The organism is Streptomyces sp. NPDC026672, assembly GCF_040638185.1.
Taxonomy (GTDB): domain Bacteria; phylum Actinomycetota; class Actinomycetes; order Streptomycetales; family Streptomycetaceae; genus Streptomyces.
Window position 1 is genome coordinate 14875 of record NZ_JBEZXS010000065.1, and the last position, 16656, is coordinate 31530.

The window sequence follows — 16656 nt, forward strand, 5'->3', positions numbered from 1 at the left end:
GATTCCGTTGACGGGGTTGAAACCGGACCGGAGAGTGGTAATCCCACGCGAGGGGGACACGCGCGGCCGACGGCCGCGCCGCGGATCGGGGGGTCTGCCATGAGTACTGCCACGGGTACCGGAGTGACGGGACGGCCTGCCCGATTGCCGTGGGGCGACGTGCTGTTGTCCGCGATCGCGGCGGTGAGCTGGGCGCTGGTCGGGATGGCGGGCACGGCCGCGCTCGGTCTGCATCTGCTGGAGGCGGACTCCGCGGGCTCGTTGGGCCCGATGACGGCGGCGGTCGTGGCGCTCGGGGCGGGTGGTTCGGTCACACCGTCCGGCGACGTGTCCGCGTTCGGTCTGCGGGGCGCGGAGGCCACCACCGCCATCCAGATCACGCCACTCGGGGTGAGCCTGGTCGGGGCGCTGCTGCTGTCGTGGTTCTTCCTGCGGTCCTTGCGCACGGCGGGAGTCGTGGTCGCGCCGGCCGAACTCGCCGCGCGTGCGGGCACGGTGCTCGCGCTGTTCGTGGCGGTGCTGGGCGGCCTCGCGTGGGCCGGGCACGACGTCGTCACGATCGACGGCGGCGAGCTCGGCCTGGACAAGGTCCCGGGCCTGGGCGGCGGGAACGACGGGGGCCTGAGCATCCCGGGGCTGGGCGGCCTCGGGGACGTGGGCGGGCTGCTGCCCGACCGGATCGGCGACCTCGTCGGCGCGAAGGCGGCGGTCGGCTACACCGTGGACACCGCGCCGACCCTGCTCGGCGGGCTCGTCTGGGCGGCGGGCGTCCTGCTGATCGCGCTGCTCGCCTCGCGCCGCACCCCGCTGCCCGCCGGCTGGGAGGCCGTGCACCGGGTGGTACGGCCCGCGGTGTCGGCCCTCGTGGGCGTGCTGCTCATGGCGGTCGTGGCGGGGCTCGCGGCGGCGGGGTACGCGGCGATCGGCGACGACCACCCCCGGCGGATCGCGGGCGCCGCGCTCCTCGGCGCCCCGAACGGGGTCTGGCTCGGTGTGCCGCTCGGCCTCTTCGTCCCCTGGGACGGCCGGGCCACGGGCCCCTTGGCGACCCTGCTCCCCGATCCCCTTGACCGGCTGCTGAGCTCGCGCCCCGACGACCCGGTGACGGTCGGACGCCTGGCCGACCTGGACGGAAGGGTGTGGCTCCTGGCGGTGGCCGCGGCGCTGGCGATGCTGCTGGCGGGGGTGCTGACGGCGGTACGGACACCGGTGCCGACGGGCGCCGGGGCCGGCGGCCGAGCCGGGGGGCGTACCGGCGCGGGACGCGGGCGCGGCGCGGGCGGTGAGGCGGGTTCCGGTAGGTGGGCCGGAGCGGGGCCGGGGTCGGTCCCGGGTGTCGCTTCCGGCGTCGGTGCCGCGGCGGGGGCCGGGGCGCGGTACGGAGTGTTCGGGTTCGTCGGGCGGTGTGCGGTGCGGCTCGGTGTCGTCACGGCGCTGGCCCTGCCGGTGCTCGTCCGGTCGACGGACCTCTCCGTGGACGCGTCCTTGTCGGTGCTGGGGTTCGACGCGTTCGGGGCCGGGGTGCGGCTGCACGGCCATCTCGCCGCCGCGCTGCTGCTGGGGGCGGCGTGGGGAGCGGGCGCGGGAGCCGTGGGGGCGCTGCTGGCGTGGGCGACGGGCTCGGCGGGACGGAGAGCAGCGCCACTGGCACGCGGTGTCACCACGGGTGCCGTGTTCCCGCCCGAGCGGGACGGGGAGCGGGCGGGGCCGTACGCACCTGGTACGCCGTACCGTCCGCCGAACCCGGCGACCAATCCCTATCTGCGGTTGCCGCCGGAGGTGCTGGACGACGGGGACGCGCGGGCGGGCGGCGAGCCCGCGGGCCGGCCGCCGTACGGCGGTGGGCGCGACCGGGCCGGTCGGTGGGGGTACGGCCGGGGGCCCGGCCCCGGGAACCGCACGCCGTATCCCGACGCCCGTCCCGCCGAGGAACGGCGTCAGGTGGGACCGCGTCGGGAGGAGCGGCCTGAGGAGCGGCATCACGAGGGATGGTCTCCGGACGGGCGGCCGGCGCGTGAGCCGGCGCCGGGGGACGACGTGTCCGGAGCGCCCACCATCTCGCGGCCGCTCGATCCGCCGCCGCGGGGACAGGGCCCGCGCGGGCGCGGGCCTCGGGGGCAGGGGCCGCGGGGACAGGAGCCGCGGGACGACTCCGACGACTGGCCTCCTCCCCCGCCGCCTCCGCCCGGGGCGCCGCGAGGACCCCGCTGACCCGCGGTGTCGTACACGGGTGCGGGCCGAGGTCGGAGGGGCGCCGGGCGGCCGTCGGGGGCCGGACGGAGGGACGTGACGGGGCGGGGCGTCGGGTAGGAGAAACGCAAGCCCGGCGACACCCCGCCGACACACAATGTTCCTGTCCGCCAGGCGGACCGCGCAGGCGCGGGGCACTGCGTGCCGGATACGGTGGAGACACCATGAGCGCTTCGCAGACCTCCGAGGTCCCCACTCTCCTCGTCAAGATCTTCGGCAAGGACCGTCCGGGCATCACGGCCGGCCTCTTCGACACCCTTGCCGCCTACTACGTCGACGTGGTCGACATCGAGCAGGTCGTCACCCGCGGTCGCCTGGTGCTCTGCGCGCTCGTGACCCAGCCGCCCGCCGGTGTGGAGGGCGATCTGCGGGCCACCGTGCACAGCTGGGCCGAGTCGATGAAGATGCAGGCGGAGATCATCTCCGGGCGCGGCGACAACCGGCCCCGGGGGCTCGGCCGTTCCCTGGTGACCGTCCTCGGCGCCCCGCTCACCGCCGAGCAGACGGCCGCCGTCGCCGCCCGGATCGCCAAGGTCGGCGGCAACATCGACCGGATCTTCCGGCTGGCCAAGTACCCGGTGACGGCGGTGGAGTTCGCGGTGTCCGGCGTGGAGACCGAGCCGCTGCGGACCGCCCTGGTGTCCGACGCCTCGGCGCTCGGTGTGGACGTCGCGGTCGTGGCGGCGGGCCTGCACCGCCGGGCGCAGCGGCTGGTGGTCATGGACGTGGACTCGACCCTCATCCAGGACGAGGTGATCGAGCTGTTCGCGGCGCACGCCGGCTGCGAGGACGAGGTCGCGGCGGTGACGGCGGCGGCGATGCGCGGGGAGCTGGACTTCGAGCAGTCGCTGCACGCGCGGGTGGCCCTGCTGAAGGGGCTGGACGCCTCGGTGGTGCAGAAGGTGCGCGGGGAGGTGCGGCTGACGCCGGGCGCGCGGACGCTGATCCGCACGCTGAAGCGGCTGGGGTATCAAGTCGGCGTCGTCTCGGGCGGGTTCACCCAGGTCACCGACGATCTGAAGGAGCGGCTCGGGCTGGACTTCGCCCAGGCCAACACCCTGGAGATCGCCGACGGGAAGCTGACGGGCCGGGTGACCGGCGAGATCGTGGACCGGGCGGGCAAGGCGCGGCTGCTGCGCCGGTTCGCCGCCGAGGCGGGTGTGCCGCTGTCCCAGACGGTGGCGATCGGCGACGGCGCCAACGACCTGGACATGCTGAACGCGGCGGGGCTCGGTGTCGCCTTCAACGCCAAGCCGGTCGTCCGCGAGGCCGCGCACACCGCGGTGAACTTCCCCTTCCTGGACACCGTGCTCTATCTGCTGGGCATCACCCGCGAAGAGGTCGAGGCGGCGGACGCCCACGACGAGGACTGAACCAGGCCGCCGGGCGCTCCGCGGCGGCCCTACGGCGTCGGCCTGGTCGCCCCGGCGACGGTACGACGGCACGGCCGCCGCGGTCGAACGACGGCGCAGGGGCCCGGCACCCACGAGGTGCCGGGCCCCTGCGCCGGCCGGGGGCGGGTCCGGGGGACGGTCACTCGGTCGGTGCCCAGTAGTCCACCAGGGTGGCCACGCCGGGTTCCACGGTCTTCCAGGAGCCCGTGTGGGTCAGGACGGCGAACGCCGCGGCGGGGAAGCCACGGGAGTCCATACGCTCGCGGGTGGCGTTCTCGTCGGCGCCGGAGAGGATGCCGGCCAGGCCCTGGATACCGGGGTTGTGACCGATGAGGACCACGTTCTGCGCGTCGTCGGGGACCTCGTTGAGCACGGCGATCAGCTCGCCGGGAGACGCCTCGTAGATCCGCTCCTCGTAGACCGTTTTCGGCCGGTGCGGAAATTCGTGGACGGCGAGTTTCCAGGTCTCGCGGGTCCTGACGGCGGTGGAGCACAGGGCCAGGTCGAAGGAGATGCCGCTGTCGGCGAGCCTGCGTCCGGCGACTGCGGCGTCCATGCGGCCCCGCTCGGCGAGCGGCCGCTCGTGGTCGGTCACCTGTGGCCAGTCGGCTTTCGCATGCCGGAAGAGGACGATCCTGCGGGGTTCTGCGACGCTCATGCGTCCCAGCTTCGCATGAAACAGGCCATGGGGCGCAGGGAGTTGACATGCGGATTCACCGGTGGCGGGGGCCTAGCGGGTGACCACGTGCCGGAGGTGCTGGACGAGCTGGGCGACGGCCGGGTCGCCCGTCGCCGCCCGGGCGTCGGACGGGTTGAGGATCAGCGCGAGCAGGACGACGAAGGCGAGGGCGGGCAGGGCGAGGGCCCACCACGGGAGCCGGATGTCGACGCCGCCCCGGGGCGCCGGGTGGGGCCGGGTGTGCGTAGGGGCCGACATGATCGCCTCCGCGGGTCTCCGAGTGTCGGTGGCCCGGTTCGCGGCCACGTCTCGACGGTACGGAATCCGGTGTCGTCAACCCATCCGGTGATCCACCCACTTGACCCTGACACTCACCCCCTAGGGGACGGGGGGATATCCCCACCCCGGCGGTCGGGCCAGGGGGGCGGGTCCGGGGCCCGGCCGGGGCGGCGGGCCGGCCGGATCAGGGAGAGGCGATCGTCGCGACGATGGCGATGACGATGAAGATGGCGAAGAAGGCGCCGAAGACGAGCAGCATCTTGCGCTGACTGTGCTGGGGATTCGGATCGAGCACTGGCATGCCGCAAGTCTCCCACCCCGCCCCGGAACCTTCCGTCCCGGGGGCCGCCCCACGCCGGCACGTCGCCCGCCGGGCCCCCGCTCGGCCGACCCCACGACAGCGCTCCACCACGCCGCCCGGCGACCGATGTCCGGCGGCCGGCGACCGGCGACCGGCGGCCGACCACGAACGGCCCTCGGGCCGGGCAGGCCGAAGCACCCGGCCTGAGACACCTCGCGGCACCGGCCGGAACGCCCCGGTACCCCCGCCCCGGGCGCGTCCCCGCTCCGGATCGCCCCGGCGAAGAACCCCCGCCCCGGCCGCCTCCGGACAGCCGGCTCAGGCCGCCGCCTCGTCCTCCACGGTTCGGGGGCGGCCCGCCAGGATGCCGACCAGCATCTGGGGGATCATGAGGGCCGACATCAGGGCGAGGGGCAGGCCCCAGCCGTCGCTGTGCTCGTAGAGCACGCCGACCAGGAGCGGGCCGGGGATGGAGATGAGGTAGCCCGTGCTCTGCGCGAAGGCGGACAGCTGGGCGACCCCCGCGCCGGTCCTGGCCCGCATGCCCACCATGGTGAGCGCGAGCGGGAACGCGCAGTTGGAGACGCCGAGCAGCAGGGCCCAGGCCCAGGCGCCGCCGGCCGGTGCGAGGTACAGGCCCGCGTAGCCGGCCAGCCCGCACACACCGAGGGCGAGCACGATCGGCCCCTGGCTGGGGAGCCGGGTGGCCACGCGCGGGATGACGAAGGCGAGCGGCACGCCCATGACCATGGTGACGGCGAGCAGCAGTCCGGCCCGGCCCGCGGGCACCCCGGCGTCGCGGAAGATCTGCGCCATCCAGCCCATGGTGATGTAGGCGGCGGTGGCCTGGAGCCCGAAGAACACCGCGAGCGCCCAGGCGGTACGGCTGCGGGTGATCCGCAGGGGGGCCTGCGGCGGCCGCGCGTCGCGGACGGGTTGCGGCGCGGGCGCCGTGCCCCGGTCCCGCACCAGGGGGAGCCACGGCAGCACGGCGACGGCCGCGAGCGCCGCCCACACGGCCAGGCCGGCCCGCCAGTCGCCGCCCAGCGCGTCGGTGACGGGCACGGTGACCGCGGCGGCGACGGCGGTGCCGAGGGCGAGGGCCATGGAGTACAGGCCGGTCATGGAGCCCACCCGGTCCGGGAACCAGCGCTTGACGATGACGGGCATGAGGACGTTGCTGACGGCGATGCCCATGAGGGCGAGCGCGCTGGCGCCGAGGAACCCGGCGGTGGACCCGGCGTAGGGCCGTATCAGGAGGCCGGCGGTGATGGCGACCATGCCCGCGCCGACCACGGCGGCCGGTCCGAAGCGGCGGGCGAGGCGGGGCGCCATGACGCCGAAGACGGCGAAGCACAGCGGGGGCACCGAGGTGAGGACGCCGGCCACGCCGCCGCTCATGCCGAGTCCGTCGCGGACCTCTTCGAGGAGCGCGCCGAGGCTGGTGATGGCGGGGCGGAGGTTGATCGCGGAGAGCACGATGCCGACGACGACGAGCCGGGTCACCCACGCGCGCGGAGGCGTCCGGGAGGTGCCGGCGGGTGCCGTCGCGGGTTCGGGCATGGATGTCCTGGTGGTCGTCGCGGATGTCGCCGGGGTGTCCTCACGTGCCATGCCGACCATCATAGAATCATGGGATGATTGGTGGTCCATCCTCGGGTCGCCTCCCCGCGGCCCCCGCGTGCGAAGGTGTGCCATGCCGCTGAGCCATCCCCGGCGTTCGGCCCTGTCCGAGCAGGTCATCACCGCGCTGCGCCACCAGATCACCTCGGGCGAGTGGCCGGTCGGCTCCCGCATCCCGACGGAGCCCGAGCTGGTCGAGCAGCTGGGCGTCGCCCGCAACACCGTCCGCGAGGCGGTCCGCGCCCTCGCGCACAACGGTCTGCTGGACATCCGCCAGGGCTCCGGCACCTATGTCGTGGCGACCAGCGAACTGGCCGGGGTGATGCACCGCCGTTTCGCCGGCACGGACCCGCGGCACGTCGCCGAGCTGCGGGCCACGCTGGAGGCGGGCGCGGCGAAGCTGGCCGCCGAGCGGCGCACCGAGAAGGACCTCAAGCAGCTGGACGCGCTCCTGGTGCGCCGGGAGGAGGCGTGGGACTCCGGGGACGCGGAGGCGTTCGTGACCGCGGACGCGACCTTCCACCTGGCCGTGGTGGCGGCCTCCCACAACGACGTCATGACCGCCCTGCACGCGGACCTCGGGGCGGTGCTGCGGGACTGGTTGCGCGCCGACGTCGGCACGGTGCTGACGCCGGACGCGCACATGGACCACGCGCGGCTCGTGGACGCGATCCGCGCGGGCGACACGGAGGCGGCCGCGGCGGAGGCCGCGAGCTATCCGTTCCTGTGCCGGCCGCGGCGCCTCAGTCCACCCGCAGGTGGCTGATCCAGGTCGAGGAGACGTCGCTCCAGCACCGGCCCGAGAGCCGTACGGTCATGGCGGGTCCGGCGTCCACGGACTCCCCGTCGGTGTCGAGGTCCCACCAGTGGTCGCACTCGATGTGCAGGCTGACCCGGTCGGTGCCGACGTAGGGGTTGTGGCAGTAGGCCACGACGTGGGAGCCGGTGACGGTCGTACGGCAGTCGGAGCCGAACAGGTCGGGGGCCGGCTCGACGTCGCCCGTCAGGGTGCCGGCCAGGGCCTCACAGGGCAGGCAGAGGACGAGGACTGCGGCGAGGGTCGCTGGGGCGAGGCTGCGGGACAGGCGCACAAGGGGACCTCCTCGGCCGTGCTGGGGAGGGAATTCGCGAGGTGAACTCGTTCTCCAGCGTGCGCGTCGTCCCATGTCCGCGCCCGGCCGGTGAGCCGAACGGGTGACCCCGGACACGGTCCGTGACCGGCCCGGACACGGCGGAGGCCCGCACCCCCTGCGGGGTGCGGGCCTCGTCGCCCGACGGGTCCGGCGGGGTGTCTCAGGCGCCGATGGCGTGCAGGCCGCCGTCGACGTGGACGATCTCGCCGGTGGTCTTCGGGAACCAGTCGCTCAGCAGGGCGACGATGCCCTTGCCGGCCGGCTCCGGGTCCTTGAGGTCCCACTCCAGCGGGGAGCGGTTGTCCCAGACGGAGGCCAGCTCGCTGAAGCCCGGGATGGACTTGGCGGCCATCGAGCCGATCGGGCCCGCCGAGACCAGGTTGCAGCGGATGTTCTGCTTGCCCAGGTCACGGGCGAGGTAGCGGCTGGTGGCCTCCAGGGCGGCCTTGGCCGGGCCCATCCAGTCGTACTGCGGCCACGCGAACTGCGCGTCGAAGGTGAGGCCGACGACGGAGCCGCCGTTCTGCATCAGGGGCAGGCAGGCCATGGTGAGCGACTTCAGGGAGTACGCCGAGACGTGCATGGCCGTGGCGACCGACTCGAACGGCGTGTTGAGGAAGTTGCCGCCGAGCGCGTCCTGCGGCGCGAAGCCGATGGAGTGCACGACGCCGTCGAGGCCGCCCAGCTCCTCGCCGACCAGGTCGGCCAGCCGGGACAGGTGCTCACCGTTGGTGACGTCGAGCTCGATGACCTTGGTGGGCTTGGGGAGCTTCTTGGCGATGCGCTCGGTCAGCGTGGGCCGCGGGAACGCGGTGAGGATGATCTCGGCACCCTGCTCCTGGGCCAGCTTGGCGGCGTGGAAGGCGATGGAGGACTCCATCAGCACACCGGTGATCAGGACGCGCTTGCCCTCGAGAATTCCGCTCATGGTTCAGTGACCCATTCCCAGTCCGCCGTCAACGGGGATGACGGCTCCAGTGATGTACGAGGCGTCGTCCGAGGCGAGGAACCGCACGGCGGCGGCGATCTCCTCCGGCTGCGCGTAGCGGCCGAGGGGCACCTGCGCCACGATGCCCGCCCGCTGCTCGTCGTTGAGCACCCGGGTCATGTCGGTGTCCACGAAACCCGGGGCGACGACGTTGAAGGTGATGTTGCGCGAGCCCAGCTCACGGGCGAGGGAACGCGCGAAGCCGACGAGTCCGGCCTTGGAGGCGGCGTAGTTCGCCTGCCCCGCGGAGCCGAGCAGACCGACGACCGAGGAGATCAGGACCACGCGGCCCTTCTTGGCGCGCAGCATGCCGCGGTTGGCGCGCTTGACGACGCGGAAGGTGCCGGTGAGGTTGGTGTCGAGGACGGAGGTGAAGTCCTCCTCGGACATGCGCAGCAGGAGCTGGTCCCGGGTGACGCCGGCGTTGGCGACCAGGACCTCGACCGGGCCGTGCTCGGCCTCGATCTCCTTGTACGCCTGCTCCACCTGCTCGGGGTCGGTGATGTCGCACTTGACGGCGAGGCAGCCCAGGTCCCCGAGGACCGCCGGCGGCTCCCCGGAACGGTACGTGATCGCGACCTTGTCGCCGGCGTCGGCGAACGCGCGGGCGATGGCGAGGCCGATGCCCCGGTTTCCTCCGGTGACGAGAACCGAGCGGCTCAACGGATCACCCTTTCGATAGCGGTCTGACACGTCCGCCCGGACAGCTGGGTGACAGGCGGCTACCCCGAAAACCTATCGGTCGCGGCACGTCGGCGGGCATTCGGGCACCGACAGTGGCGCGGGCGGGTCGCTGTCGGGTCCCTACAGAATGCTCCGGCACGGGAGCGAAACCTGTGGTCCGCCGGCGGTCCCGCGCGTCATGATCGGAACCGACAGGCCACGACAGCAGGGAGACCTCCGTGCCTCATTCCATCGACGAAGCCTTCACGGCGCTTCCGCTACGGGCCCTGGCCGACGCCGCGCTGGCGCGTGCGCGGGCGCTGGGCGCCGAGCACGCGGACTTCCGGTTCGAGCGGGTGCGCAGCGCGGCCTGGCGGCTGCGGGACGGCAAGCGGGCGGGTTCGTCCGACACCACCGACCTCGGGTACGCGGTGCGGGTGGTGCACGGCGGCACCTGGGGCTTCGCGTCCGGCGTCGACCTGACGCTCGACGCCGCCGCCAAGGTCGCCTCGCAGGCCGTGGCCATGGCGAAGCTCTCGGCGCAGGTCATCAGGGCCGCCGGCTCGGACGAGCGGGTGGAGCTGGCGGACGAGCCGGTGCACGCCGGGAAGACATGGGTGTCGTCGTACGAGATCGACCCGTTCTCCGTGCCCGACGAGGAGAAGGCGGCCCTGCTCGCCGAGTGGAGCGGGCGGCTGCTGGCGGCGAAGGGCGTGAGCCATGTCGACGCCTCGCTGCTGACCGTGCACGAGAACAAGTTCTACGCGGACACCGCGGGCACCGAGACCACCCAGCAGCGGGTGCGGCTGCATCCGCAGCTGACGGCGGTGTCGGTGGACGGGTCGAGCGGTGAGTTCGACTCGATGCGCACGATCGCTCCGCCGGTCGGCCGCGGCTGGGAGTACCTCACCGGCACCGGCTGGGACTGGGACGCGGAGCTGGAGAGCATCCCCGAGCTGCTCGCGGAGAAGATGCGCGCGCCGAGCGTGGAGGCGGGCCTGTACGACCTGGTCGTCGACCCGTCCAACCTGTGGCTGACCATCCACGAGTCCATCGGCCACGCCACCGAGCTGGACCGCGCGCTCGGCTACGAGGCCGCGTACGCCGGCACCTCCTTCGCCACCTTCGACCGGCTCGGCAAGCTGAAGTACGGCTCCGAGCTGATGAACGTCACCGGTGACCGCACCGCCGAGCACGGCCTCGCGACCGTCGGGTACGACGACGAGGGCGTCGAGGGCCAGTCCTGGGACCTGGTCAAGGACGGCACGCTCGTCGGCTACCAGCTGGACCGGCGCATCGCGCGGCTGACCGGCTTCGAGCGGTCCAACGGGTGCGCGTTCGCCGACTCCCCCGGGCACGTGCCGGTGCAGCGGATGGCCAACGTCTCCCTGCGGCCCGATCCGGCGGGGCTGTCCACGGAGGACCTGATCGGGGGCGTCGACCGGGGCATCTACGTCGTCGGCGACCGGTCCTGGTCCATCGACATGCAGCGCTACAACTTCCAGTTCACCGGGCAGCGGTTCTTCAGGATCGAGAACGGGCGGATCACCGGTCAGCTGCGGGACGTCGCCTACCAGGCGACGACCACCGACTTCTGGGGCTCCATGGCGGCGGTCGGCGGCCCGCAGACGTACGTCCTGGGCGGCGCGTTCAACTGCGGCAAGGCCCAGCCGGGCCAGGTGGCGGCCGTCTCCCACGGCTGCCCCTCCGCCCTCTTCAAGGGCGTCAACATCCTCAACACCACGCAGGAGGCGGGTCGATGAAGGCCAGCACCGGGACCGGCCGGGGGTCCGGGGGTTGCCCCCCGGGCAAGCACAGTCTCAACACCACGCAGGAGGCGGGTCGATGAAGGCCAGCACCGGGACCGGCCGGGGGTCCGGGGGTTGCCCCCCGGGCAAGCACAGTCTCGACACCACGCAGGAGGCGGGTCGATGAGCGGGCGTACGGGCAAGGCGCACGAGGTCGTCGAGCGGGCCCTCGCGCTGTCGCGGGCGGACGGCTGTGTGGTGATCGCCGACGAGCGGTCCACGGCGAACCTGCGCTGGGCGGGCAACGCCCTGACCACGAACGGCGTCACGCGCGGGCGCACCCTCACGGTCGTCGCGACCGTCGACGGCAAGGAGGGCACCGCCTCCGGCGTGGTGTCCCGCTCCGCGGTGACCGCGGAGGAGCTGGAGCCGCTGGTGCGGGCCGCCGAGGCCGCCGCGCGCGGCGCCGGGCCCGCGGACGACGCGCAGCCCCTGGTCGTGGACGTGCCGGCGTCGCCGGACTTCACGGACGCGCCCACCGAGACCTCGTCGGCGGTGTTCACGGAGTTCGCCCCGGCGCTCGGCGAGGCGTTCGCCCACGCGCGGGCGGGCGGCCGTGAGCTGTACGGCTTCGCCAACCACGAGTTCGTCACCACCTACCTGGGCACCTCGACGGGGCTCAGGCTGCGGCACGACCAGCCCACCGGGACGCTGGAGCTGAACGCCAAGTCCCCGGACCGTACGCGCTCGGCCTGGGCGGGCCGCTCGACGCGGGACTTCAAGGACGTCGACCCGGGGGCGCTCGACGCGGAGCTGGCCGTACGCCTGGGCTGGGCCGAGCGGCGTCTGGAGCTGCCCGCGGGCCGTTACGAGACGCTGCTGCCGCCGACCGCGGTCGCGGACCTGCTGATCTACCAGCTGTGGTCGGCGTCGGGCCGGGACGCGGCGGAGGGCCGGACCGTGTTCTCCAAGCCGGGCGGCGGCACCCGGGTCGGCGAGCGGCTGACCGGGCTGCCGCTGACGCTGCGCAGCGACCCGCACGAGCCGGGTCTGGAGTCGGCGCCGTTCGTGGTCGCGCACAGCTCCGGGGGCGACCAGTCGGTGTTCGACAACGGTCTGCCGGTCGGCGCCACCGAGTGGATCGGCGACGGTGAGCTGAGGCACCTGACCACGACCCGGCACAGCGCCGGTCTGACCGGGCTGCCCGTGGCCCCGGCGATCGGCAACCTGATCCTGGACGGCGGCGAGGACCGCTCCCTGGAGGAGATGGTCGCGGCCACCGGGCGCGGGCTGCTGCTGACGTGCCTGTGGTACATCCGCGAGGTCGACCCGGCGACGCTGCTGCTGACCGGTCTGACCCGCGACGGGGTCTACCTGGTGGAGAACGGCGAGGTCACCGGGCAGGTGAACAACTTCCGGTTCAACGAGTCGCCGGTGGACCTGCTGGGGCGGGCCACGGAGGCGGGGCGCACGGAGCGGACGCTGCCGAGGGAGTGGAGCGACTGGTTCACCAGGGCCGCGATGCCCGCCCTGCGGGTGCCCGACTTCAACATGAGCTCGGTCAGCCAGGGCGTCTGAGGCCCCCATACACTGGGGGAGCCGTTTTCACCGTTCAAGGAGACATACGACCGTGACGGACATCGTCGACGAACTGAAGTGGCGTGGGCTGATCGCCCTCTCCACGGACGAGGACGCATTGCGCAAGGCGTTCGCGGACGGTCCCGTCACGTTCTATTGCGGCTTCGACCCGACCGCGCCGAGCCTGCACCTGGGCAACCTGGTGCAGATCCTGACGATGCGCCGGATCCAGCAGGCGGGCAACCGTCCGCTGGGCCTGGTCGGGGGCGCCACGGGTCTGATCGGCGACCCGAAGCCGACCGCCGAGCGCACCCTGAACGACCCCGAGGTGGTGGCCGGCTGGGTGGCGCGGCTGCGCGGCCAGATCGAGCGGTTCCTCGACTTCGAGGGCCCCTACGCGGCGACCATGGTCAACAACCTGGACTGGACCCAGGGCCTGTCGGCCATCGACTTCCTGCGGGACGTCGGCAAGCACTTCCGGGTCAACAAGATGATCTCGAAGGAGGCGGTCGCCCGGCGGCTGAACTCCGACGCGGGCATCAGCTACACCGAGTTCAGCTACCAGATCCTCCAGGGCATGGACTTCCTGGAGCTGTACCGGCGCCACGGCTGCACGCTCCAGACCGGCGGCAGCGACCAGTGGGGCAATCTGACGGCGGGGGCCGACCTGATCCACAAGGTCGAGCCGCACGCCGCGGTGCACGCGCTGGCCACGCCGCTGATCACCAAGGCGGACGGCACCAAGTTCGGCAAGACGGAGTCCGGCACGGTCTGGCTCGACGCGGAGCTGACCACGCCGTACGCCTTCTACCAGTTCTGGCTGAACGCGGACGACCGGGACGTCTCCAAGTTCCTGCGCATCTTCAGCTTCCGGTCCCGTACGGAGATCGAGGAGCTGGAGCGGCAGACCGAGGAGCGGCCGCAGGCGCGGGCCGCGCAGCGGGCGCTGGCCGAGGAGCTGACCACGCTGGTGCACGGCGCCGACCAGACGGCCGCGGTGGTCGCGGCGTCCCGGGCGCTGTTCGGGCAGGGCGAGCTGGCGGAGCTGGACGAGGCGACGCTGGCGGCCGCGCTGTCCGAGGTGCCGCATGTGCGGGTCGCCGAACTCGGCCCGGTGGTGGACCTGTTCGCGGAGGTCGGCCTGGTCGCCAGCAAGTCGGCCGCGCGGCGCACGGTCAAGGAGGGCGGCGCGTACGTGAACAACGTCAAGGTCACGGCCGAGGACGCGGTCCCGGTGGCCGGTGACCTGCTGCATGGGCGCTGGCTGGTGCTGCGGCGCGGCAAGAAGAACCTGGCGGCGGTCGACGTCACGACCGGGTGACCATGACCTCATGGACGAGGGGCGGCTTCCACCGGGAAGCCGCCCCTCGCCGTGTCGCCCGTCAGGCCACCCGCTGCTGCTTGCGCTTGCCCCACAGGGCCATGTACGCCATGTCGCCGAGGAAAACGATGATGATGGCGGCGACGAGCTGGAACGCGTGGCGGGTCCAGTCGATGCCCGGGGTGGCGCCGACGCCGACGGCGCGGGCGATCGCGTTGCCCGCGAGGGCGCCGAGCATGCCGAAGATGGTGGTCAGCCAGAGCGGGCTGTGCTGCTTGCCCGGGATGATCGCCTTCGCGATCAGGCCCAGCACGAATCCCACGATGATCGCCCACAACCAGCCCATGGCTGCCTCCTCGTCCGGGTCGACGTGAGCATTACGAACAGTGTCGGCCCGTACGCCGTACGGCGCACGTCGGGTACGGCCGTGCGGTGGACCCCGCTCCCCAGCTGTGCGCAGGAGGTTCGCCCGGACGGCGTCGCCCCGGTCTCGTGGGCGGCGCAGGTGGGGCGTACCGTGAGGGTTGTCCCGGCGCGTACCCGGGCCGGGCGGAGGCCGATGCGGGCGGATGGTGGACTGTGATGCGGAAGCTGCGCGGCGACGGCGGCGGCCAGGTGTTCCGGATCACCGGGGCCCGGACGGGGCTGGCCGAGGACGTGCGCGGCCGGCAGCGGCGGTACATCGTCTCGATGACGGTCCGCACCTTCTCGGTGATCCTCGCGGTCACTCTGTGGAACGTCGAACGGCACGTCGCGGTGGTGGCGTTGGTGCTCGGAGCACTGCTCCCCTATGTCGCCGTGGTGATCGCCAACGCGGGCCGGGAGCGGCCCCCGTCGCTGCCGTCGACGTTCGGGATCGCGCCGAGCCGACCGGTGATCGCGCCCCCGCGGGCGGAGGACCACGCGGAATCCGTCCGGCAGGACGCGGACGCTCCGACGGCCGGGTTGCGGGGCGAGCGGGCCGACCCGGTGTGACCATCACGGATGTGCACAAGGGGGTTTCCCGACCCTGACAAGCTCAGGAAAAGCTCAGATCAATCATGCAGTTCCGGTGCCGGGCGACGGGCTACCCGTGACATACTGCGTACGCGCTCCGCATCCCCCGTCGGAGCGACGGACCGACGCCGGGCAGCTCCCCCCGTGGCTGCTCGGCGTCGCCTTTTTTGTTCATCTTCCGTGTGGGACGAACCTTGAGTGACGAGACCCCGATCTGCTCCGCCAAGGGCTGCCGTGCCGACGCCGTATGGGTGCTGGCCTGGAACAATCCGAAGCTGCACACCCCGGACCGCCGCAAGACCTGGCTGGCGTGCGAGGAGCACCGCGAGCACCTCTCCCAGTTCCTGGGGATGCGGGGCTTCCTGAAGGACGTGGTCCTGCTGGCGGAGTGGGAGGCCCTACGGGAGGCCGAGCACCGGGACGGGCTCTAGGACCCGGACCCTGTCCCCGGGCCCCGGTTCCCTGTCCCCTGTCCCTATCCTCCGATCGCCGACATCGGGCGGGACGGCTGGAGGAACGTCGGGTCGTCCAGGCCCGAGCCCGCCTTCTTGCCCCACATCGCCTCGCGCCAGATGCGGGCGATCTCCTCGTCGGGGGCGTCGGAGCGCAGGGCGCCGCGCAGGTCGGTCTCCTCCTGGGCGAACAGACAGGTGCGTATCTGTCCGTCGGCCGTGAGCCGGGTGCGGTCGCAGGCCGCGCAGAACGGGCGGGTGACGGAGGCGATGACGCCCACGCGGTGCGGCCCGCCGTCGACCAGCCAGCGCTCCGCGGGGGCCGAGCCGCGCTCGCCGTCGCCCTCGGCGGTCAGCTCGAAGCGGGTGCGCAGGGCGGTGAGGATGTCGCCCGCGGTCACCATGCCCTCGCGCTTCCAGCCGTGCTGGGCGTCCAGGGGCATCTGCTCGATGAAGCGCAGTTCGTAGTCGTTCGCCACGGCCCAGGCCAGCAGGTCGGGGGCCTCGTCGTCGTTGAGGCCGGGCATCAGGACCGAGTTGACCTTGACCGGGGTGAGGCCGGCCTCGCGGGCGGCTTCCAGGCCGTCGAGGACGTCCCGGTGGCGGTCGCGGCGGGTGAGCGTCTTGAAGACATCGGGGCGGAGGGTGTCGAGGGAGACGTTGACCCGGTCCAGGCCGGCCGCCCGGAGCGCGGCGGCGGTGCGCTTGAGGCCGATGCCGTTGGTGGTGAGGGACATCCGGGGGCGCGGCTGAAGCGCGGCGACCCGCTCGACGATGCCGACCAGGCCCGGCCGCAGCAGCGGCTCACCGCCGGTGAAGCGGACCTCCGTGATGCCGAGGGAGGTGACCGCGATGTCGATGAGGCGCACGATCTCGTCGTCGGTCAGCAGGTCCGGCTTGGCCAGCCACTGCAGGCCCTCCTCGGGCATGCAGTACGTGCAGCGCAGATTGCAGCGGTCGGTCAGCGAGACCCTCAGGTCGGTGGCGACCCGGCCGTAGGTGTCGATGAGCACGTGGGCCCCCTCCCTCGTTGCGGCAGATGTCTTGCGTCACTTGCGAGCCTACGTGACGGCACTGACATCGGCCGAGGGTTGATCCCGAGGAGATCCAGGAGATCCGTCCGCGCGGGATCCCCGCGCGGGAGGGCCGGGGCGGGCCCGGGGGGGTGCCTCTATGTCTTTCGTCAAGCGAGGCGTGGGGTTCTGGGTTCGTAGAAGGTGCCGTCGCGGAGCATCGCGAACAGCACGTTGA

17 protein-coding genes are annotated in these 16656 nt (G+C 73.0%); 8 read left to right on the forward strand and 9 right to left on the reverse strand.

Going from position 1 to position 16656, the window contains the following annotated elements; genetic code table 11:
• Positions 1–99 precede the first annotated feature (99 nt).
• Together AB0F77_RS40275 and serB are read left to right on the forward strand one after the other, a co-directional pair.
• Entirely contained in the window at positions 100–2211 is a 2112-nt protein-coding gene (locus AB0F77_RS40275; RefSeq protein WP_361958811.1) for a streptophobe family protein, read from the forward strand.
• A gap of 203 nt (positions 2212–2414) precedes the next feature.
• Complete coding sequence (gene serB / locus AB0F77_RS40280) at positions 2415–3623, forward strand: phosphoserine phosphatase SerB (RefSeq protein ID WP_361958814.1); 1209 nt, start codon at positions 2415–2417, stop codon at positions 3621–3623.
• 160 nt (positions 3624–3783) lie between these two features.
• Here serB and AB0F77_RS40285 read toward each other — a convergent pair whose 3' ends face one another.
• The 4 genes from AB0F77_RS40285 to AB0F77_RS40300 all read right to left on the reverse strand — a co-directional run bounded on the left by AB0F77_RS40285 (position 3784) and on the right by AB0F77_RS40300 (position 6526).
• On the reverse strand, positions 3784–4302 hold the full coding sequence (locus AB0F77_RS40285; protein WP_361958817.1) for a histidine phosphatase family protein: 519 nt from the start codon (positions 4300–4302) through the stop codon (positions 3784–3786).
• Between the two features lie 72 nt (positions 4303–4374).
• Complete coding sequence (locus tag AB0F77_RS40290) at positions 4375–4581, reverse strand: hypothetical protein (protein ID WP_361958820.1); 207 nt, start codon at positions 4579–4581, stop codon at positions 4375–4377.
• Positions 4582–4786: 205 nt separating this feature from the next.
• A complete protein-coding gene (locus AB0F77_RS40295) occupies positions 4787–4903 on the reverse strand; it encodes an SGM_5486 family transporter-associated protein (protein WP_361958823.1) in 117 nt (38 codons plus the stop codon).
• Between the two features lie 318 nt (positions 4904–5221).
• Entirely contained in the window at positions 5222–6526 is a 1305-nt protein-coding gene (locus AB0F77_RS40300) for an MFS transporter (protein WP_361958826.1), read from the reverse strand.
• A gap of 73 nt (positions 6527–6599) precedes the next feature.
• On the opposite strand from AB0F77_RS40300, the gene AB0F77_RS40305 reads away from it, so the two are divergent.
• Positions 6600–7292, forward strand: coding sequence for a FadR/GntR family transcriptional regulator (locus AB0F77_RS40305; RefSeq protein WP_361958829.1), 693 nt, complete (start codon positions 6600–6602; stop codon positions 7290–7292).
• On the opposite strand, the gene AB0F77_RS40310 is transcribed toward AB0F77_RS40305, so the two are convergent.
• The 3 genes from AB0F77_RS40310 to fabG form a co-directional block, all read right to left on the reverse strand.
• Positions 7270–7617: a hypothetical protein gene (locus AB0F77_RS40310; protein ID WP_361958832.1), complete on the reverse strand. Its 348-nt coding sequence runs from the start codon at positions 7615–7617 to the stop codon at positions 7270–7272. The genes AB0F77_RS40305 and AB0F77_RS40310 overlap by 23 nt on opposite strands.
• Before the next feature lie 202 nt (positions 7618–7819).
• Positions 7820–8587 (reverse strand): enoyl-ACP reductase FabI, encoded by a 768-nt coding sequence (gene fabI, locus AB0F77_RS40315; RefSeq protein WP_361958835.1) that lies wholly within the window; start codon positions 8585–8587, stop codon positions 7820–7822.
• A 3-nt stretch (positions 8588–8590) separates the two neighbouring features.
• Positions 8591–9310 carry a 3-oxoacyl-[acyl-carrier-protein] reductase gene (fabG, locus tag AB0F77_RS40320; protein WP_361958838.1) on the reverse strand — a complete coding sequence of 240 codons (720 nt, stop codon included), beginning with the start codon at positions 9308–9310 and terminating at the stop codon, positions 8591–8593.
• Positions 9311–9549: 239 nt separating this feature from the next.
• Here fabG and AB0F77_RS40325 point away from each other — a divergent pair, with 239 nt between their 5' ends.
• The 3 genes from AB0F77_RS40325 (at position 9550) to tyrS (ending at position 13957) form a co-directional block, all read left to right on the forward strand.
• Positions 9550–11073: a TldD/PmbA family protein gene (locus tag AB0F77_RS40325; protein WP_361958841.1), complete on the forward strand. Its 1524-nt coding sequence runs from the start codon at positions 9550–9552 to the stop codon at positions 11071–11073.
• 168 nt (positions 11074–11241) lie between these two features.
• The gene (locus tag AB0F77_RS40330; RefSeq protein WP_361958844.1) at positions 11242–12636 is read left to right on the forward strand and encodes a metallopeptidase TldD-related protein; all 1395 of its coding nucleotides are present in this window, start codon (positions 11242–11244) and stop codon (positions 12634–12636) included.
• 52 nt (positions 12637–12688) lie between these two features.
• Complete coding sequence (tyrS, locus tag AB0F77_RS40335; RefSeq protein WP_361958847.1) at positions 12689–13957, forward strand: tyrosine--tRNA ligase; 1269 nt, start codon at positions 12689–12691, stop codon at positions 13955–13957.
• A gap of 61 nt (positions 13958–14018) precedes the next feature.
• Here the strand turns inward: tyrS and AB0F77_RS40340 are convergent, their stop codons facing one another.
• Positions 14019–14303 (reverse strand): GlsB/YeaQ/YmgE family stress response membrane protein, encoded by a 285-nt coding sequence (locus AB0F77_RS40340; protein WP_361958850.1) that lies wholly within the window; start codon positions 14301–14303, stop codon positions 14019–14021.
• A gap of 236 nt (positions 14304–14539) precedes the next feature.
• Here AB0F77_RS40340 and AB0F77_RS40345 point away from each other — a divergent pair, with 236 nt between their 5' ends.
• The gene (locus AB0F77_RS40345; RefSeq protein ID WP_361958853.1) at positions 14540–14932 is read left to right on the forward strand and encodes a DUF3099 domain-containing protein; all 393 of its coding nucleotides are present in this window, start codon (positions 14540–14542) and stop codon (positions 14930–14932) included.
• Positions 14933–15147: 215 nt separating this feature from the next.
• Positions 15148–15384 carry a hypothetical protein gene (locus tag AB0F77_RS40350; RefSeq protein WP_361958856.1) on the forward strand — a complete coding sequence of 79 codons (237 nt, stop codon included), beginning with the start codon at positions 15148–15150 and terminating at the stop codon, positions 15382–15384.
• A 44-nt stretch (positions 15385–15428) separates the two neighbouring features.
• Here the strand turns inward: AB0F77_RS40350 and moaA are convergent, their stop codons facing one another.
• Complete coding sequence (gene moaA, locus AB0F77_RS40355) at positions 15429–16418, reverse strand: GTP 3',8-cyclase MoaA (protein WP_361958859.1); 990 nt, start codon at positions 16416–16418, stop codon at positions 15429–15431.
• Between the last annotated feature and the right edge of the window lie 238 nt (positions 16419–16656).